This window comes from Stenotrophomonas sp. Marseille-Q5258, assembly GCF_946900935.1.
GTDB lineage: Bacteria > Pseudomonadota > Gammaproteobacteria > Xanthomonadales > Xanthomonadaceae > Stenotrophomonas > Stenotrophomonas nematodicola.
Genome location: NZ_CAMPPN010000019.1, coordinates 19,408 through 38,580 on the forward strand (window position 1 = coordinate 19,408; position 19,173 = coordinate 38,580).

Below are 19,173 nucleotides of genomic sequence, written 5' to 3' on the forward strand. Positions count from 1 at the left end.
CCCATGCTGCTGCTCGACCGCCAAGCCTGGCTGTTCTCGGTAAAGACCTTCCTGGCCGCACTCGTCGCGCTCTATATCGGCCTGGCCGGCAATCTGTCGCGCCCGTACTGGGCGATGGCCACGGTGTACATCGTGACCCAGCCGATGCTCGGGCCAACGCGTGCCAAGGGCGTGTACCGCATCGTCGGCACGCTGATCGCCGGCGCGGCCACGCTGTGGATGCTGCCGCACCTGGTGGAGACGCCGCTGCTGCTGAGCGCGGCGATGTCGTTGTGGCTGTCGGCCTGCCTGTTCATCGCCCTGCTCAACCGGGGCCCGCGCGGCTACGCGTTCCTGCTGGCCGGCTACACCACGGCGTTCATCGGTTTTCCGGCGGTGACCTCGCCGGACACCATCTTCGACACCGTGGTGGCGCGCAGCGAGGAGATCATCCTGGGCACGGTGGTGGCGGTGCTGTTCGCTTCGCTGTTCTTCCCGACGTCGGTGCGGCCGATGCTGCGCTCGCGGATCGGCAACTGGATGGGCGATGCGGCGCAGTGGTGCCGCCAGATCCTCACCCGGGGGCACGCGCATGCGCCACGCAACCGGCTGGCGGCTGACCTGGTGCAGTTCGAGGCGCTGATCGAGTTCCTGCGCCGCGATGACCCGCGCCACGCGGGGGCTGCCGTGTCGATGGAGCGCCTACGCGAGCGCATGCTGCTGATGCTGCCGGTGCTGTCATCCATCGCCGACCGGCTGGGCGCGTTGCGCGCCGGCGGGCGCGCGCTGCCGCCGGGCCTGGAACCGCTGGTGGACGACATCGCGCAGTGGCTGGAACACCCCGAGCGCTCCAGCGCCAGCGGGTATGCGGCGCTGCGCGAGCGCATCCGCGCGCTGAAGCCGGCGGTGGACGGCGAACTGGACCACCTGCTGCTGGTCACGCTGCTGCTGCGGCTGGAGGAGCTGGTGGACCTGTGGCAGGACTGCACGTCCCTGCAGCAGGCCATCGAAGCGGGCAGCGCGCCGCGCGACGCCACCCACTACCGCATCCGTGCGCGTCGTGGCGGCGATGCGCGCCATGTCGATTACGGCATGGCGCTGTTCTCGGCCGCCAGCGCCGGGGTGGCGCTGATGACCTACTGCGCGCTGTGGATCGGCCTGGGCTGGGAGGGCGGTGGCAACGGCGCGATGATGGCCGCGGTGGCCGCCGCCTTCTTCGCCGCGCAGGACGACCCCGCGCCGAGCATGCTGTCCTTCCTGCTGTGGGCGATCGTGGCCAGCCTGGTCGCCGGCGTGTACCTGTTCGGCATCTTCCCGGCGGTGCACGACTTCGGCAGCCTGGCCCTGGTGCTGGCGGTGATCTTCCTGCCATTGGGGCTGCTGCTGCACCGGCCGCAGACGGCCCTGATCGGGCTGCCGCTGACGGTCAACCTGGTGGCGCTGCTCAATGTGCAGAACACCTACAACGCCAACATCCAGAGTTTCATCAACTCTTCGGTGGCGATGTTCATCGGCATCGGGTTCGCGGTGGTGATGACCCGCCTGTTCCGCTCCGTCGGTGCCGAATGGACCGCACGACGACTGGTCCGCCAGGGCTGGAGTACGTTGGCCGAAGCGGCCGAAGGGCGCGGCCAGCAGGACCGCCAGCAGTTTGCCGCACGCATGCTGGACCTGCTGGGCCTGCTCGCCCCGCGCCTGGCCGCCACGCCGGAGGGCAGCGACATCGCCTCGGTGGATATGCTCACCGAAGCGCGCGTCGGCCTGAACATCCTGCAGCTGCGCCGCGCCCGGCATGGCCTGCCCGAGGCGAGCGCGCAGGCGATCGAGGCGATCCTGGACGATGTGGCCGCGCACTACCGCGCGCAGGTGGCGCAGCGGCGTCCGCTGCCGGCGCCGGAAGGCCTGCAGGCGCGCCTGGATGCCTCGCTCAAGCGCGTGCAGACCGTGGACCCGGGCAAGGCCCGCGACGAGGCACTGATGGGCGTGCTGGGCCTGCGCTACGGCCTGTTCCCCGAACGCATGCCGGTGCCGGCCCCGCCGCCGGTGGGCGCGGTACCCGCCGCACGCTGAGTCACCGGCACGGGTTGGCAGATGCCGACAACGGCGTGCAACGCCCTGCCCGCCGGCGCTGCCGTGGGCTGGCTATACAGCAGGTGCATCGGGCACCGCGCTGCCTGCGATGCGACTCTTTCCGGAGACCTGCGCATGCACGCCGTCCCGCTTCCCGCTCCCCCGCCGCTGCGCGCGGCGCATTGCCTGGCCGCGCCTTTGCCGGCCGCGCCGGGCCCACAGCTGTTCACCCTGGACACGCTCGGCCTGCCCGCTTCGTTTCTGGATGACGTCGCCAGCCACGCCGACAGCCTGTGCTGGGATCCCTACGACGTACAAGTGCGGCGGCGCCGTGTCCTGCAGCGATACCGCTGCATTCTGGCCGCGCCGCAGCGCGACCTGCTTGATGCCTGCGATGGCGATGCCGGCCACCCGGCCTGGCCGGTCCTGCTGGACGGGTTGCCGGGCATCCTCGCCGACGCCCTGCGCCGCGTCGCACCGCACCGGCGACGGGCCATGCGCACGTATCTGGCCGATCGCCGTGTGGACGGCAGCTGGTGGCTGCAACCCCTGCCCGACACGGTCTTCGAGCAACCCGGCAATGCCGATCGCATCGCGCGCCGGCAGTTCGCGCCGCTCTCGCCCGTGCTGAGCAACCATCCGGGCCTGCTGCGGCTGCTCACCTGCGTCGCCGAAACCGTGCATGCCCGCCGCGCCGCCACCCGGCTGCGGTTGGTGGTGCACCAGATGCTGACGGTCGCCGGCCTCGCCGGCGGCACCGAACCCGCCCCCGAAGGCATCCACCAGGACGGGGCGGACTTCATCGTGTCGGCGCTGGTGGTGCGCCGGCGCGGCATTCACGGCGGGGTGTCGCGGGTGCGCCGCGGTCCGACCGGCCCGGTGCACCTGGAACGCGCGCTGGCCGAAGGCGAAGGCATTTTCCAGCCGGACACGCGCTCGCCCTGGTGGCACGAGGTCAGCACGATCCATGCCGATGCGGCTGCGTTCGAGGGCTATCGGATGATCCTCGGGGTGGATGCCCACCTCCTGCCCGACGCGACTGCATGAGCGCGCCGCGCCGTGCGAGGCCGCCATCCGGGCGGCGCGGGCGCACGCCGTCGGTCTGGCGCGCGCGGCTGCTGCGGCTGGTGCATCTGGTCGCCGAACAGGCGCTGCCGCTGACCATCGCCGGCGTCTCGTTCGTGATCGCGCTCGACGCATGGTTGGCGGCGCGGCCGGTGCTGTGGGAGCACCAGCGCGCGCTGGCGTCGCTGTCGATCGCCAGCGAACTGGAGGCCGAGGACGCCACCGGGATCGACACCCGCCACACCATCACCATCAGCAACGTGGGCGAGCTGAGCTTTGCGGTGCTTGATGTGCAGATCGGGTTGCTGCTGGCCGACGGCATGCAGGCGCCGTGGCTGCAGAGCACGCTGCTGCAGGAAACACCCGGCGCACTGCCGATCGGACTGCGTCCCTTCCACCTGGAAGCGGGGCGGGATGGGCGCAGCGCGCGTTTCGCATTCGGTGCGGAGTCGTCGGGCTGGCACGTCATCGACCCGGGGCGTTCGGTGGACCTGGTGTTCGCCCAGCCGGTGCAGGGCCACGGACGGCTGGGCATCACCGTGGAAGTGTTCACCCAGCCGCTGCAGATGGGCGCAATGGCCGACCAGATCACCGTCGAGCGCATCATCGCCGGGCGACGCCGCCAGGTGTTTCCCGAGTCCGGCCCGGACGAGATCTCCGACCTGGGCGTGTTTCCGTACAGCGCGGCCAGTGTGGTGATCCTCTCCGACAGCCGGCCGGCGCGGTCCATGCCCGCCGCGAGCACGCCGACGCCCCGTCGCGCACGCCGCTGGAACGACGCGGCAAACCCCTGAAACACGACGACCGGCGCGGCGCTGGGCGGCGCCCTATATCTGTGCTGGCGCACGCCAGGCGCACCGAATCCGTTTCCGCAAGGAGTGCCGCGATGCCATTGCCCGCCAACCCGACGCCCGCCGACACCCTGGATGCCGCGCGCCGGCGGCGTGCGTTCGTGCGGATGGCGCTGGTACGCATCGCCGCGCTGTTGTGCGCGGTCCTGCTCGGGTTGTGCGCGCCGCCCGCGCCGGCCCACGCCGACGACCTGCCCCGCGTCACCCGCCTGCATGGCCACCTGGAGCTGGACTACACCGTGGAAGTACACGTGGACAACCTGGCGGCGTGGGCCGAGCACAACGACCCGCGCCACCTGGTGCCGTACATCGATGGACGCGCCCTGCCCGGCAACGCGCCCGAGGCAATCGACCTGGCGCACGGGCGGCTGCTGTTCCACCTGCGCATCACCGATGACAACCGCGCGGTGTGGATGGACCTGCTTGGCTCGCCGGCCGGACTGCGGCGCCCGGTGACGTTCAGTGTGGGACGTGTGGATGGCTCGCCGTTCGACACTCACCACGATGCCAGCCAGCGCGTGCTGCTGACGGTGATCTCCCCGGTGTACGGCACCATCGCGCTGGTGCTGGTGGTGCTGATGCTGGCGGTCTTCGTGCACCTGGCGCGCACCACCAGCATCATCCGCAAGCCGGGCCCGGGCCCGCACCAGCCCTACGACCTCGGGCGCTTCCAGATGGCCGTCTGGTTCTTCCTGATCTACGTGTCCTACACCGCGATCTGGCTGGTCACCGACGCCACCGACACCATCCACGCCTCGCTGCTGGCTCTGCTGGGCATCAGTGCCGGCACCGCGCTCAGCGAGGCGATGATCGATGCCGGCAGCGCGCAGCGCCGGTCAGCACAGCACACCGACCCGGCTGCCGATCCGCCCGCGGCAGCGCCGGTGCCGACACCTCCGCCGGCCCGCTCGCAGGGGCTGCTGCACGACCTGCTCTCGGACACGCAGGGCTACCGCTTCGATCGCTTCCAGATCTTTGCGTTCACCTTGATTCTGGGCGTGATCTTCATCGCCGACGTCTACAACAACCTGAGCATGCCCGAGCTGAGCCCGACGCTGCTGGGGCTGATGGGCCTGAGCTCGGGCACCTACATCGGCTTCAAGTTCCCCGACCGCACATGAGCCCGCGCCCCCCGGCGTGGCCCCTCCCCCTGGATGCACCCAGACCACACGAGGATCCACGATGAACACGATGACACTCAGCCAGCAGGGAATCGACTGGCTCAAGCGGGTGGAAGGCCAACGCCTGCAACCCTATGACGACCAGACCGGAAAGGCGATCACCGCCTGGGTACCCGGCGCCACCGTGGGCTACGGCCATCTGATCGTGGCAACCGAATGGAAGACGCTCGGCAGGGTGATCACGCTCGAGGAAGCAGAGGCATTGCTGCGCCAGGACCTGGCGCCCTTCGAGGCGACCGTGCGCGGCTGCATCGGCACCACGCTGACCCAATGCCAGTTCGATGCGTTGACCATCCTGTGCTTCAACATCGGCGGCGGCAGCTTCAAGGCGTCTTCGGTGGTGCGGATGATCAACCGCCCGCAGGCCCCGACGTCCTACGCAAGCCTGCAGGCCGCGTGGATGGCCTGGACCCGCTCGCAGGGCAAGGTGATGCAGGGCCTGGTCAACCGGCGCGCCGCCGAATGGCGCATGTACGACAGCGGCAGCTACGCGCACTGGTGAGGCCCTGCGTGCCGCCACGGTCATACGCGACCGTGGCGGCACGCGACCTCAACGCGACGACCGCGTCCAGCGACAGCCGTCTGCACAGTCGCCGGGTGTCGGTTCGACATGGACGGTGGCGGCATCCCCGGCCTCGCGCACGACCACCCACTGATCCAGCAGGCGATCGCAGCGGGCGCCGCCATTGCCCGGCAACGGCGCGTACCACGCACCGGCGGGGGGGGCGCCCTCGTAGCGCAGGCTGAGCCGGCAACTGTCCGGGCTGCCGAACACCAGGCGGCTGCGGGTGTCGCCCGGATCGTGGTCGGCCAGTTGCAGCGACGCCAGCGACGCGTCCGGATCGGCCGGATTGGCCAGACCGGTCCACGTACCGCGCGGCGGTGGCGCGCGCGTGGCATCGCCCACCGGCCACATCGCCACCTGCAGGGGCGCGCCCTGGGTTCGCACCTGCAGCGTCGCCTTCCGGCCGTCAACCCGCAGCACTACGCGTCCCGGCTGGAACCGGTCGCACCAGCCGCCGTTGCCGGCCGTCACGTCGTAGTGGAACTGGTTGCCATCGTGGGTGACGAAGCGTGCCTCGAGGCGGCACGCGCGCCCGGCACCGAACGCGATCAGTGCCGGCGCGGCGGCATCGGCCGCAGTGAAGCGCACCGACGACGGCCGCCCGTCCACCAGATCGGTGCCGACCCAGGTCAGTGGAGGGGGCGAGGATGATTGCGCCGTGACCAGCGCGGGGGCCAGCAGTGCCAGCAGGCCGCACACGCGTGAGGAAAGAACTGTGTTCATCAGGTGCTCCAGGGTGAAGGGACGGCGGCTCAGAAGCCGCGGGTCAGCAGCGCCACCGCCAGCGCGGTCAGCCACAAGGTGGCCAGCAGGCGCTGGCGGCGGCGCCGGGCGGCGGCACGGCGGCGCGCCAGCAGCGGGCCGAGCCACTGCTGCACCTGTTGGGTGTCGTCAGCGGAAAGCAGCAGGCGCACCCGGTCGCGGCGGGCCACGGTCAGGCCGCCCCGCCGGTATCCAGGGGCACGCTGAAGGTCCGCAGCGGTTGCCCGTCCAGCAGCAGTTGCCCATGCATCGGGTTGCCGCCCTGCAGACAGATGGTGAGGCGGTGGTCGGCCCGGTCGCTGCACGGGCACAGGGCAAGTCCGGGCGGCTGGCCGCGCGTGCCGCGCAGTTCTTCGATGCGGCAGTCGATCTGGACTTCCAGCGCCATCGCCATGATGCCGCGCGGTTTGACCAGGTCGGCCAGCGGCAGCGTGCGTTGCTCCCAGTGCCCATCGACGAGGGTCGCCACGTCCAGGCCGCGTGCGCCCCAGCGCTGCTGCAGGCGGTGCAGGTGCTCGCGCGCGCAGCGTCCGCGGGTGCGGGCCAGGGCGTGGGCCAGGGTCTCGATCAGATCATCCAGCCGGTGGTCGGCCATGCGCGTGCTCCAGGTAGGGTCAATCAACCATCCAGATCGGTTTGCGCGGGAAACCCACGTGGTAGGCCAGCCACTGCAGCACCACCTGGTGCTCGCCGATCTGCAGGATGGTGAAGCTGCGCTCGATGCCGAGGATGGCCCCCTTGGGCGTGTCGCTCAGGCAGCGGTTGAGCAGGTCCTGGGCACTGGCCAGGTCATCGTCGGTGAGCATCTGGGTGGGGTTGTTGCTGCCCACCACGATGCGTTTGACGAACTTGACGTCGTTGAGGTCGAACATGGAAGACTCCGCTGCGATGGAACAAACGGACCCGCCGCATCATCGCGACACGACGGGCCATGACGCTGCCAGGCGGGGCGACGGCGGCCTCACACCGGAACCGGAGCGCCCACCTTGCGCGGTGCCGACGCGGTCTGCAGGATGTCCATCACCCGGGCCAGGCCTTCGGGCATGCCGCGATCCTCGGCCAGCACCGACACGGTGTACTTGGCCGAGTTGTCCGAGGCACGCGCGGTTTCCTTGTGCGCGGCCACCGAGCCCTGGATGTTCACCTTGGCCGAGAAGATGCCCCAGCCGACCTTCATCTCGGCCTGCATGCTGGCCGCGTAGTCGCTGGATTCCTTGGTCGAGAACGAGGACTTCACTTCCATCTCGAAGTTGATGTCCACTTTCTGGATGCTCAGGTTGGGCACCTTGACGATCGCCAGCAGCGGCACTTCCAGTTCCACTTCTTCCTCGGCGAACGGCTGGGCGGCTTTGGTGGCCGGGTCCAGGTTGTCGACCGGACGCTTGAAGCGGAACAGCGCGGTGCGGGTGGCCCCCACTGCGTTGGGATCGGTGTTGGCCGGGTCCGGCGGCAGGAAGCCGACGGAGCGGATGAAGCTGGCGGTGGCCTGGGCGAGCTTGATCTGCGAATCGCAGGCGGCGGTAAGCGGGCCGCCGATGAGATCGCCCATCGGCAGGCCCTTGAACTGACTGGAAATATTGACCAGGTCGCTCATTGCGGATTACTCCTGTTGGTTGGCGGTGTGGGTCAAGTGGCTTTGATGGTCTTGAACACCCCCTGGCACTGCGCCAGGTGGTTGATCAACCGCGCCGCGCCATCGGTCGGTTCGGTTCCTTCGACACGCAGCTGCACGTGTACGTTGCCCACGCCCTTGCCACGGCCGGTATCCAGTCCAACGTGTCGCGCCGCCGGCCGCGGCGACTCCCAGGCCTCCGTCGCGCCCGGCGCAGGCGCTTCAGGGTCCTCGTGGCCCAGGTCCGCGAGGTCCGCGTCGAAACTGATCTCCACTTCCCGGATGCGCAGGGTGTTGGTGGAGACCAGCGGCAACAGCGGGGCGCGGTACAGGTCTTCATCACCTTCCTCGGCCTGCGGGTGCAGCGAGGGCAGGCGGATGGTGACGCTCCGGGGCCGGTTGTCTTCGTCGAAGTAATGGCGCAGATGGGAAATCTGATGCATCTCCACGCTGTCCTGGGCCTCGATGACGGCCCCGGCCAGCGCTTCGATCAATGTGTGGAACGACATGGTCCGGCTCATTTCGCCTCTGCTCCTGGTCGTGGCGCACTGCCCACCGCGGTGATGCGATGGCAGTGCGAAGCCACAGGGTTATTGATAGCGGGCAGGCCGCGCGCACGCGCGGCGCGGTGTTGCGGGGGTTCAACCGTCCGTTGCAACGGCGCGACGCGGTGCCGGTCGCGCGCAGCAGCCGCCGCGCATGCTGGAGGGCGGCTCACCGTAGTGATGGCGATAGGCGCGGCTGAAACCGGACAGGCTCACAAAGCCCACCGCGTAGGCCACCTCCGATACATTGCCCTCGCCATCGCGCAGCAGCCGGTGCGCCAGCTGCAGACGCACCAGCCGGATCAACTCTCCCGGCGGATGGCCGATGCTCGCCACCAGCTTGCGATGCAGGCTGGTGCGCGACATGTTCAGCGCGAAGGCAAGCCGGTCCACCGACAGGTCTTCATCATCGATGTGGCGTTCGATCCAGTCGCGGGCGCGCTCGACCAGGCGCGACGCCGCAGCGCCCTGCGGCCGGATCCGTGCACGCGCCAACACCTCTTCGCGACTGCCTCCCACGCCTTCGCCCAACGTGCCGTGGCAACTGCAGTGCCGCATGCGGGTCAGCAGCGCCAGGCTCCACGCCAGCAGATGACCATCCCCATCATCGGCCCCGTCCACGTACCCGGCACCGGGCGTCGCGCTGCTGTCGGGGAGATTCAATCCACGCTCGATCACGTCCATAGAATTGCCGCTTCCTTCTGCTGATAAGCCGGGCCGGTGTATCGACGGACCCCGCTCACGGGCGGCCGATGGCGCGTCCGGGCATGCGCGACTACGCGGGATCCCCACTGCGAGTGCGTCGAAAACGACATCGCAGTTCCTTGAGTACCGGTGTAACCGGAGCGGCGTTCGCAGATTTGGCGACGCGTTGCAGATACTTGTCAGATCGTTGCAGGCGCTTCTTTATCGGCAGATCCGCCGCGATACTGGATCGGCTTTGGGTATCTGCATCGCGAGGCCCTGACATCATTTGTGATGCAGAGCACCTGTGAAGTGCGCATTTCAGCACATTTGCTTCTGTGAAGAGGGGCGCGCCTCGCGTGATCGCAGGCGTTGTGAAGGCATCACTGCAGCGCACGATGGGCGAAGGCGCCGCCGTCAGCTAGGCTTGCGCGGCGGCGGACCAACGCCGCCGCATTCTCCGATGTGAAGGACGCCCCATGAGTTATGACGTGATGGTTTTTGATCCCGCAGCCGCCCCGCGCGAGGTGGCCGCCTTCATCGCCTGGTTCGAACGCCAGGCCGAGTGGAATGAAGAGCACGACTACGACGACGCGTCGGTCAGTGCGCCGGCGCTGCAGGCGTGGTACACCGATATCACCACCGAGTATCCGCCGATGAACGGACCGCTCGCCGATGACGACGACGATCGGCCGCAGGTCACCGACTACAGCGTCGGCCGCCAGGTGATCTACGCCGCCTTCGCGCACTCGGTGGCCGAGCATGCGCACGGCCGGGTGCAGGAACTTGCCCACCAGCACGGCCTGGGCTTCTTCGACGTGAGTGGCGACGGTGCCATCGTGTATCCCGATGGCACCACCCTGATCCCGGCGTAAGCCGTCGGTCTAGAACAACGCGCCTTGTGACGGCGGCGGCTCGGCATGCTGTCCCGGTGGCACCGCCGCCGTATCGGTGTTCTCTCCCTGCAACCGCATTGCCAGCCCCGACAGGCGGCTGGCATGCCGCGCCAGTGCGGCCTCCATGACCTCCGCGCTGCCCAGCACGTGCAGGGCGTGGCGTGCGCGGGTCATGCCGGTGTAGATCAGCTCGCGCGAGAGCACGCGGTTGTCGCGGCGCGGCAGCTGCAGCCAGACCTCGTCGAACTCCGAGCCCTGCGCCTTGTGCACGGTCATCGCAAAAGCGCTCTCGTGCGCCGGCAGCGCACCGGGATGGAAGCCGCGTGGCTGGTCGGCGGTCTCGCCGGGGAACCAGGCCGTCACCGCGCCATGCCGGTCGCCCAGGCAGATGCCGATGTCGCCGTTGAACAGACGGTGGCGATAGCTGTTCTCGGTAATGAGCAGCAGGCGGCCGTGGAAGTAGCCGGGCGCCGCGCCCGGGCGCGGCACGCCGGCCAGCATCGCTTCGATGCGCGCGTTGAGCCCGCGTGCGCCCTGCGGCCCCTCACGCACTGCGGTCAACAGGCGGATGCGACCGGCATTGACCAGCGCCTGGCCGGGGTCGGCCGCCTCACCCAGCCCGCGCCAATGCGCCAGCAGGTGCTCGCGGTGGTGCTGCAGGGGATCGCTCTGGTCGTCGTGGAAGTGCACGCCGGCCAGCGCGCGGCCGCGCAGCAGCGCCACGGCGGTGGCGCTGTCGCCCTCGCGCACGGCATGTGCCAGCGGTGCCAGGTCAAGCGCGTCGGTCTGACGGTAGCCGCGCTGCAGCTGCACGCGGCGGCCGGCAAACGGCGTGGCCGCCGCCAGCGGTTGCAGGGCGGCCGGTGCCAGCAGCGTGCGCAGGGCCTGCGCATCGTCGGCCTGGGTGCCCAGGCCATCGCCGCTGGCACGCAGGATCGCGCTGAGCACATCGCCGGCTTCCACCGAGGGCAGCTGGTCCGGATCGCCGAGCAGCACCAGCCGGGTGCCGGAGGCCACCGCGTCGACCAGCTTGGTCATCAACGGCAGATCGATCATCGACGCTTCGTCGACCACCACCACGTCGAACGGCAGCGGATTGTCGCGGTGGTGGCGGAAGCGCGGCGAATCGGGGATCACGCCGAGCAGGCGATGCAGGGTGGTGCCGGTCGCGGGCATGGCATCGCACAGGGCCGGTGCGATGCCGACCAGGCGCAGGCGCTGCACGGCCAGCCGCAGGCTCTCGGCCATGCGCTCGGCGGCGCGCCCGGTCGGTGCCGCCAGGGCCACGCGCGGCACCGGTCGATCGGCCTGCACGGCCTGTGCGGCAAGCAGCACCAGCAGCCGCGCGATGGTGGTGGTCTTGCCGGTACCGGGTCCACCGGTGACCAGTACCAGCGGGTGGCGCAGCGCGATGGCGGCGGCGCGCGCCTGGTGGTCGATGCCATCGTGCGCCTGCGGGAACAGCTGGGCAAACAGCGCCGCGAGCGCGGCCGGTTCGTCCGTGGCCAGCGTGTGCGAGGCGATGCGCTGCAGGCCGGTGGCCAGGCGGCGCTCGTACTCGCGGTAGCGGCGCAGGTAGAGCAACCCATTCTCCAGCACCAGCGGAACATCGCCCGCGTCGGCATCGGCCGTGTCGGGCACCTCCACCCAGGGCGAGGCGCGCAGCTGCGCCAGCCATGCCGCTGCGGGGGGCCAATCGGCGGGCGTGTCCACCAGCCGCTGCGGACAGCAAGGGTCGAAGCCGGCGTGGCCCTGCGACACCGCCAGCGAGGCCAGCGCGGCCGCCGCCAGGACGCTGTCCGGGGTGTCCGGACGCAGCCGGCGCAGGCTGTTCGCCAATGCATGGTCGAGGGTACGCAGCGCGTTGCTGCGGTAGAGCGCGGCGAGCAGGCTCATGCCTCCCCCCGTGCGCGTGCGGCCATGCGTGCCTGGGCATGCTCGCCCCCGGCGAACAGGGCGTCCATCGCATCGACCAGCACCGGGTCGAATCGGTGCGCATACACCCCGGGGCTGTCGGCGCGGGTGGCATCCAGGCCACGGCAGAACAGGTAGCGGATGCCGCCCATGTCGCGCGCCAGGTCGTACTGCGCGCCCAGCCGGAAGCGCAGCCACCGGTGCAGCGCCACGGTGTAGATCAGCGCCTGCAGGTCGTACTCGCTGTGCTGCATGGCGGTGGCCAGCCGTGCCGGGTCGTAGCCGGGCAGCCGGTTGGATTTGTAGTCGAGCACGTACCAGCGACCATCGCGCACGTAGGTGAGATCGATCTTGCCGGTCATCAGGCCCTCCAGCCGGCGCCGCGTGCCGAAGCCCCGCCGCTCGCGCACCAGGCCGTGCGCGTGCAGCAGGTCGAGCAGTGCCGGCACGGCGGTGGGCTGCATGGCGAAGTGGAACTCGATTTCGGCGCGGCGCGCGTCGGCAGGCACGTCGTGCAGCGCGCCCCCCTCGGGCAGGGCCACGGTCAACGTCTGCCCCACCAGTGCGGTCAGCATGTCCACGCCATCGTCGAGGTCTTCGTCGGCATAGCCTTCCTGCGCCAGCGCATCGCGCAGTACCTGCGCCTGTTCTTCCGGCGCCGGTTGCCCGGGCTGCCAGCCCGCCCAGCGCGCGAAGTCGGTGTTCTCCAGCGCATCGTGCAGGACATTGCCGAAGCGGCTGCCCGTGAAGCGCGGGTCGACCGGGTCCGCGCCGGCGACGGTGTCCGGCCCGGCCTCGACCGCCGGGTCGATGCCGGCCGGTTCGTCTGCCGCAGGCGCCGGCGCTTCGGTCGCGGCGGCTTCGGTGTCGTGCCCGGCGTCGGCGTGCGCCAACTGGGTGAAGCTGTACACCCACCAATCGTGCGGCACGCGCCGGGTCAGCGCGCGCACCGGCGGCAGTTCGCCCTCGGCAACGAACGCAAGCTGGGCCGGGCGCGGCTCGGCGGGTCCCTCGACCACAGCGATGTCCGGGTGCGAACGCAGCGCATCCAGGTCCGACAGCATCGGTGCCAGGCGGGTTCTGGCCAGGCCGGTGAGGTCGCCGGCGGCGATCCACAGCGCGTGTTCGGCCCGGGTCAGACCCACGTACAGCAGCCGCGCGTCTTCGGCGTTCTGCTCCAGCGCGGCGCGCTCGACGGCCGCGTTCCACGCCTCGTCGCGGTCCAGTTTCCAGTGCAGCTCGCGGCGGCCGTTGGCGTGCACGGTGCAGTTGGAATCGGCACGGTTGCCACCGCCGTCGATGCCCACGAACGGCAGGAACACCAGCGGATACTCCAGGCCCTTGCTCTTGTGCAGGGTGATGATCTGCACGCGGCGCGCATCCGATTCGAGCCGCAGCAGCTGCTGCTCGTCGTTCTGGTCGGCGTGCGCCATCTGGACCTGCAGCCAGTCCAGCAGGCCATGCATGCCCAGGGTGTGCCCGGCCGCCTGCTGCAGCAGTTCGCCCAGCTGCAGGTAATTGGTCAGGCGACGCTCGCCATCGAGCAGGCCGAGCAGACGCTCGGCGTGCTCGGCGCACAGATCGGCGATCACCGCGAACGGGCCGCCGCGCTGCCAGCGCTCGCGCCACAGCAGCAGGCGCAGCTGGAAGGTGCGCTGCGACTCACCCTCGCGTTCCATCGCGTCGATGGCCTGCGCGTCTTCGCCCAGCAGCACAGTGGAGAGCGCCGCGCGCAGGCGCCCTTCATCGGCAGGTTGCAGCAGCGCGAGCAGCAGCAGGCGCAGTTCGTGGGCCTCGTCGGTGGCGTACAGGCTCTGCTTGCCGGCGGCCACGGCAGGAATACCAACCGCGCCCAGCGCCTGCTGGATGCGCGTGGCTTCCTTGTGCGAGCGCACCAGTACGGCGATGTCGCCGGGCTGTACCGGATGCCCACGCAGCAGCGCGCGGCCCTGCCGCGCCTGGACGAGAATGCGGTGGATCTCGGCCACGCAGGCATCGCTGGCCTGCTGGCGCGACGCATCGGCCTTGAGCGCGCCACCGTCGGGGTTGTGCAGCACGCGAACGGTCAGGCCCGGTGCGGGCGCGCCGTCACGCAGGAAGTCGTCGTCGCTGCGGGTGCTGCCCGGGTGCACCGGTTCGAAGGCGATGTCCTCTTCCAGGAACGCGCGCTCGCCGGCATGGGCGTACAGCGCTTCGATCGCATGCAGCACGGCCGGACGCGAGCGGAAGTTGCGGTCCAGCGCGGGGGCGGCGTCCGCCTGTCGCTTGGCCTTGAGGTAGGTGTGGATATCGCCGCCGCGGAACCCGTAGATGGCCTGCTTCGGATCGCCGATCAGGAACAGCGCCGGGGCCAGTCCGGCGTCCTCCGTCTCCTCGGAGCGGCCGAACACCCGCTGGAAGATGCCCCACTGGCGATCGTCGGTATCCTGGAATTCGTCCACCAGCGCGATCGCGTACTGCGCCCGCAGCTGCCGCACCAGCGTGGCGCGGTGCGGGCCGTCGAGCGCATCGGCCACGCCCTCGATCAGATCGTCGTAGGTCTGCACGCGGCCGATCCGCTTGAGCTCGGCCAGGCGCGCGCGCGCCTCGGCGCGCAACGCGTGCAGGAACACGATGGCCGCCTGCCGCAGCCACTGTTCACGGGCATCGGCGGCATGCCACCAGCGCTGCAGCGCGTCGAACAGGGGCGAGCTCGGGCACTGCCCCTGCTCGGCGTCCCGGCAGAACGCCAGCAGGTTCACCGGCAGCAGCTTGCCCAGGTGGGTCTTGTCGCCGCGGGCCCAGTGCTGCGTGGCCACGCCGGCGAACAGCTCGCCGAAGGCCTTGTCGAAGCTCGGCCGTTTCGCGCGGCGGCCATCAAACACCTTGCGGTCGAAGGCGCTCGCGATCTGCGCCTGCGCGTCTTCTGCATGCGCCGGGATCGCCTCGGCCAGCGCGGCGGCCGCGGCGTCCAGCTGCGGCGCGGGATCGGGGCAGGTCTGGGTCGGTGCCGCCGGCAGCAGCGGCAACGGTTTGATCAGGGTCGCCAGATCGCCGGCCAGCGCATCGGGCGTGGACCACAGCCAGGTCAGCGCCTCGACGGTGGCCGGGTCGTTGGCATGGACGCGCCACAGGTCGGCCGCCAGTTCGTCGTGCAGCTCGCGTTCGCTCGGCAGCAGCGTCGGTGGGTCGAAGGTGTGCCCGCTCTCCAGGGCGTGCTCGCGCAGCACACGGGTGCAGAAGCCGTGGATGGTGAAGATCGCGGCGAGGTCGATTTCGTCGGCCGCGGTCTGCAGCCGCCGCGCGAGTGCGGCCGGGGTTTCCTCGCCGCGCGCCAGCTGGCGCTGCAGGAGGGCGCGGGTCAGCACCACGTCGGGGCCGTCGTCGGGGGATGGCGCGCGCTCGACCAGTTGGGCCGCCAGGGCCAGCCGCTCGCGGATGCGCTTGCGCAGTTCCTGGGTGGCCGCATCGGTGAAGGTCACCGCCAGGATCTGGCCGATGCGCCAGCCCTTCTCCACCACCAGGCGGGTGAACAGCGTGGCCAGGGTGAAGGTCTTGCCGGTGCCGGCACTGGCCTCGATCAGGCGCACGCCGTCCAGCGGCAGCGCCAGGTAGGGATCATCGAGCAGGGTGTGGTCGGTCATTGCGCGGCTCCTTCCTCATCGAAGCCCGGGAAGACCCGGCCTTCGCGCACCGCGGTGAACACCACGAAGCTGGTGTGCAGCAGTTGGCGGTAACTGTCGGCGGTGGCGAACGGATCGCGACCGCGCAGGGCCAGCTGGTAGCTGGCGCCGCTGGATTCGGCCCAACTGCGCTCGCTGCCATGCCACTTGGCATAGCCCTCGGTGGCACGCTTGGCCTCCGCGGCGGTGTACAGCGCCCAGCCGGTGGACGGGCCGTACAGCAACGGCGCACGCAGGCCCTCACTGCGCAGCTGCAGCAGGCGGCGCAGGGCGGCGCGTGCCTGGTCGGCAGGCAGCGGCGCCAGCACGTGCGGGCCCAGCCCCTCGTCGCCGGCATCGTGGAACTGGACCAGCGGCAACGCATCGCCCGCCGCGTTGGCAAGCAGCCAGTCCAGTCCCTGGCGGATGGCCGCGCGACCGTTCAGGCGATCCGCGCGCAGGCGCGCCAGCCCATGCGGGTACACGTCATCCACGCGCCCGTGCAGGCGCATGCCATCAATGTCCACCTCGTAGCGGCGGCTGTCGGCCACGCTGCCGGCCTGCCAGGCCGCCAACGCGTCTGCATAGGGTTCGGTCTGCGCCTGCAGCGCCGCGAACTGGCGCTCGCCCAGCGCGCCGGACGGCACCAGAGCGCGGGCGCGCAGGCGGGGATACAACGGCGCTTCGTCCCCGGCCAGCGTGGCGGCGATCACCGCGTGCTGCAGGTGGACCTTGTCGTGGCCACGCGACGCCATCACCAGCGGCTCCACGTCGTCGGCACTGCCCACCTCGTCGGGCAGGCGCAGGCCAAGGCGCTGGGACAGGAACTGGCTGGCCGGATCGGTGAGGAAGCGGCGCAGCGCGTCCAGGCCCAGGTCGGCTTCCAGGCCTGCGGTCTCCGACGGCGGCAGCGCCTGGGCGAACCACGGCGCCAGCGCGCGGCGGGTACCGCCCAGCGACCCGGCCGCGGGGTGCCACTGCTGGCGGTAGCTGAAGCGCCGGGGCTCATCGCCGCCGCCGAAGGCAGCCGGGGCGAAGGGCTGCAGCGAATGCCGCACGGTCATCTGCCGGGCCACCGTCGCCGGCGCCTGGTGGTACTCGGCCGCCGCGTCGATCAGTTCGCTGACCAGCACCGACGGTTCGCGCACGCTGCCATCGCGCGGGTCGGCGCCAAGGTAGCTCAGGTAGAACACGTCCTGCGCCGAGGCGAACAGCTGCAGGAACAGGAAACGGTCATCCTCGCGCAGCGATCGGTCGCCATGCCGGCGCTTGTCCGTGCCCAGTTCGGCGGTGAGCTGGTTGAGGCCGGCGGCCGGATCGCGCCGCGGGAAGTCGCCGTCGTTCAATCCCAGCACGCAGATCACCCGGAACGGCAGCAGACGCATCGGCACCATGCGGCCGAAGCTGACGCCGCCGGTCAGCAGCGGTGCGCGGGTATCGGCCTGGGCCAGCGCGCCGGCGAAGTGCGCGCGCACCACCTCCGGCGGCACCTCGCCCTGATAGCCGGCGGTGGCCGCGTCACGGGCGAAGTCGTTGATCAGCTTGCGCAGGCGCTCCAGCGCGCGCTGGCTGTTGGCCGCCTGCGGCGGGTCGGGCAGCAGCGCATCCAGCATGGCCAGCAACCGCTGGCGCCACTGCGCCGGCGACAGCGCCTGGCCCAGCGCCTTCTGATAGCGCGCCAGCACGCGCAGCAGGCCAAGCAGCCGGTCCAGCGCGTCCAGCGCACTGCCTTCCAGCTCCGGCCACGGCGCCACGCCGGCGATGTCGTCGTCGCTGCCGCTGGCATGGCCGAGCAGCAGCCGGTCGAGCGCGAACTGCCAGGTGAAAGCGTCATCGTCCGGTGCCTGGTGCTCGCGGCGGTGCGCGGCATCCAGCCCCCAGCGCGCGCCCGCCGCGTCCAGCCAGTCGTGCAGGCGGTCGAACGCCGCTGCGTCCAGACCGGCGGCGTCGGCCAGCGGCGCGCTGGCGAGCAGGTCGAGCACTTCGTTCACCCCGAAGCGCGACACCGGCAGGCCGAGCAGGTGCACGAACACATCGGCCAGCGGCTCACCGGCCAGCGGGCTGGTATCGGCCAGCGCATAGGGAATGTGCTCTTCGCCACCGCTGCGCCCGCCGAACACCGCTTCCAGGTACGGCACATAGGGGTCGATGTCCGGGGCCAGCACCGCGATGTCGCGGGCCTGCAGCGGTGGATCGAACCGGTTGTCCTGCAGCAGGCCGCGCAGCTGGTCATGCAGCACCTGCAGTTCACGCAGGCGCGTATGGCAGGCATGCACCTGCAGGCTGGGATCGTCATGGCGCAGCGCCTGGCGACGCGCGCCGGCCGGTTCGCCGCGGCGGTGGAACAGGTCGCGCTGCAGGCGATGCAGCAGGCTGTCCGACAGCCCGCCCTGGTCCAGCGTGGGGCCGGTATCGTCCTCGGGATCGTCGTAGGCGGCGATCTCACCGGCCGGGTGCACCACCTCGTAGCTGCCCAGCACGGCCATGAAGTCGCGGCCTGCCGCACCCCACGCCTGCAGCAGGCGGTTCTCTCCGGCGCTGCCGCCGAACGGATCGGCCGCGCCGCTGCGCAGCTTCTCGCCCAGGGTCTGAAGGTCGCCCCAGTACGCCTGGGTCGGCGTGGGCAGGTAGAAATGCATCGTGCCGACCCGCGCCTGGGTCGCCATCACCCGCAGCACGTCCGGCGAGATGTTGAGCGTGGCGAAGGCGAACACGCGCGCGGGCAGGCCCTGCGGCACCGGCTTGCCTGCGCCCTCGAACCGCTCCAGGTAGGCGTGGATGCGGCGCGCGCGGTACTGCTCGCCACTGGCGATGTGCCGCCACAGGATGGCCTGCGGATCGTTCGGTTCGGCACCGGCTTCCCAGCGCAGCAGCCAATCGCGACGCCAGGCCTGGTACTTCTCGAACACCGCCGCCAGCTCGCCGGCCAGCGCCCACGGCTTGAGCGGATCGGCCGCCGACAGGTACGCCTGCAGCGCGCGCATCGGCGGGCGCGCCATCAGCGTGGCGTCCTGCAGCGCCGCGTACAGCCGCCAGCGCAGCCCTTCGGCGTTGAGATCGTCGTGTTCGCCCGGCACGTTGGCGTTGAGCGCGCGCGCCACGAACTCACCCGGGGTGAGGAAGGTCAGGTTGGCGGCGATGCCATACTCGGCCGCCAGCGTGGACTGCAGCCAGCGGCGCATGGCCACCTGCGGGATCAGCACCACCTCCGGTTCGAGCACGGATTGGCCCGGTACCGGCGTGCGCACTTCGGCAGCCAGCAGGGCGGCCAGCACATCGAGCGCGTTGGAGTGGTACAGGCGGAAATCGGAAACAGCGTGGGTCATCGCAGGAGTGTGCCGCAGCGGGCGCACCGACGCAGCGCGGCGGCACGCACGGAGGAGGAATGGCGTGTCCCATCGCCGGCCG

16 protein-coding genes are annotated in these 19,173 nt (G+C 70.7%); 6 read left to right on the top strand and 10 right to left on the bottom strand.

Annotation, left to right across the window (positions count from 1 at the left end; genetic code table 11):
* Positions 1-3 precede the first annotated feature (3 nt).
* The 5 genes from OC534_RS13720 (at position 4) to OC534_RS13740 (ending at position 5,648) form a co-directional block, all read left to right on the top strand.
* Entirely contained in the window at positions 4-2,049 is a 2,046-nt protein-coding gene (locus OC534_RS13720; protein ID WP_262071979.1) for an FUSC family protein, read from the top strand.
* Positions 2,050-2,184: 135 nt separating this feature from the next.
* Entirely contained in the window at positions 2,185-3,096 is a 912-nt protein-coding gene (locus OC534_RS13725) for a 2OG-Fe dioxygenase family protein (RefSeq protein WP_051008663.1), read from the top strand.
* Positions 3,093-3,908 carry a hypothetical protein gene (locus OC534_RS13730; RefSeq protein ID WP_153165512.1) on the top strand — a complete coding sequence of 272 codons (816 nt, stop codon included), beginning with the start codon at positions 3,093-3,095 and terminating at the stop codon, positions 3,906-3,908. Before OC534_RS13725 ends, OC534_RS13730 begins: the two co-directional genes overlap by 4 nt.
* A gap of 92 nt (positions 3,909-4,000) precedes the next feature.
* Positions 4,001-5,086 (top strand): hypothetical protein, encoded by a 1,086-nt coding sequence (locus OC534_RS13735; protein ID WP_037591828.1) that lies wholly within the window; start codon positions 4,001-4,003, stop codon positions 5,084-5,086.
* A gap of 61 nt (positions 5,087-5,147) precedes the next feature.
* Positions 5,148-5,648, top strand: a complete 501-nt coding sequence (locus OC534_RS13740) for a lysozyme (protein WP_017357512.1) — start codon at positions 5,148-5,150, stop codon at positions 5,646-5,648.
* Positions 5,649-5,696: 48 nt separating this feature from the next.
* Here OC534_RS13740 and OC534_RS13745 read toward each other — a convergent pair whose 3' ends face one another.
* The 7 genes from OC534_RS13745 to OC534_RS13775 all read right to left on the bottom strand — a co-directional run bounded on the left by OC534_RS13745 (position 5,697) and on the right by OC534_RS13775 (position 9,314).
* Complete coding sequence (locus OC534_RS13745) at positions 5,697-6,434, bottom strand: hypothetical protein (protein ID WP_262071980.1); 738 nt, start codon at positions 6,432-6,434, stop codon at positions 5,697-5,699.
* Positions 6,435-6,463: 29 nt separating this feature from the next.
* Complete coding sequence (locus tag OC534_RS13750) at positions 6,464-6,643, bottom strand: hypothetical protein (protein WP_136006864.1); 180 nt, start codon at positions 6,641-6,643, stop codon at positions 6,464-6,466.
* Positions 6,644-6,645: 2 nt separating this feature from the next.
* Positions 6,646-7,068, bottom strand: a complete 423-nt coding sequence (locus tag OC534_RS13755; protein WP_037591072.1) for a hypothetical protein — start codon at positions 7,066-7,068, stop codon at positions 6,646-6,648.
* Between the two features lie 19 nt (positions 7,069-7,087).
* Positions 7,088-7,345: a hypothetical protein gene (locus OC534_RS13760; protein WP_017355689.1), complete on the bottom strand. Its 258-nt coding sequence runs from the start codon at positions 7,343-7,345 to the stop codon at positions 7,088-7,090.
* An 89-nt stretch (positions 7,346-7,434) separates the two neighbouring features.
* Positions 7,435-8,067 (bottom strand): DUF2589 domain-containing protein, encoded by a 633-nt coding sequence (locus OC534_RS13765; RefSeq protein WP_017355688.1) that lies wholly within the window; start codon positions 8,065-8,067, stop codon positions 7,435-7,437.
* 32 nt (positions 8,068-8,099) lie between these two features.
* Positions 8,100-8,606: a DUF2589 domain-containing protein gene (locus OC534_RS13770; RefSeq protein ID WP_026070722.1), complete on the bottom strand. Its 507-nt coding sequence runs from the start codon at positions 8,604-8,606 to the stop codon at positions 8,100-8,102.
* Positions 8,607-8,726: 120 nt separating this feature from the next.
* Positions 8,727-9,314 carry an AraC family transcriptional regulator gene (locus OC534_RS13775; protein WP_017355686.1) on the bottom strand — a complete coding sequence of 196 codons (588 nt, stop codon included), beginning with the start codon at positions 9,312-9,314 and terminating at the stop codon, positions 8,727-8,729.
* A gap of 479 nt (positions 9,315-9,793) precedes the next feature.
* On the opposite strand from OC534_RS13775, the gene OC534_RS13780 reads away from it, so the two are divergent.
* Complete coding sequence (locus OC534_RS13780) at positions 9,794-10,189, top strand: hypothetical protein (protein ID WP_262071981.1); 396 nt, start codon at positions 9,794-9,796, stop codon at positions 10,187-10,189.
* A 9-nt stretch (positions 10,190-10,198) separates the two neighbouring features.
* On the opposite strand, the gene recD is transcribed toward OC534_RS13780, so the two are convergent.
* Genes recD through recC form a run of 3 tightly spaced genes read right to left on the bottom strand, consistent with a single transcriptional unit; the run spans position 10,199 to position 19,091 of the window.
* A complete protein-coding gene (gene recD, locus OC534_RS13785; RefSeq protein WP_262071982.1) occupies positions 10,199-12,106 on the bottom strand; it encodes an exodeoxyribonuclease V subunit alpha in 1,908 nt (635 codons plus the stop codon).
* Positions 12,103-15,747 carry an exodeoxyribonuclease V subunit beta gene (gene recB, locus OC534_RS13790; protein WP_262071983.1) on the bottom strand — a complete coding sequence of 1,215 codons (3,645 nt, stop codon included), beginning with the start codon at positions 15,745-15,747 and terminating at the stop codon, positions 12,103-12,105. The genes recD and recB overlap by 4 nt, the downstream gene beginning before the upstream one ends.
* Positions 15,744-19,091 carry an exodeoxyribonuclease V subunit gamma gene (gene recC, locus OC534_RS13795; protein WP_262071984.1) on the bottom strand — a complete coding sequence of 1,116 codons (3,348 nt, stop codon included), beginning with the start codon at positions 19,089-19,091 and terminating at the stop codon, positions 15,744-15,746. Before recC ends, recB begins: the two co-directional genes overlap by 4 nt.
* Positions 19,092-19,173 lie beyond the last annotated feature (82 nt).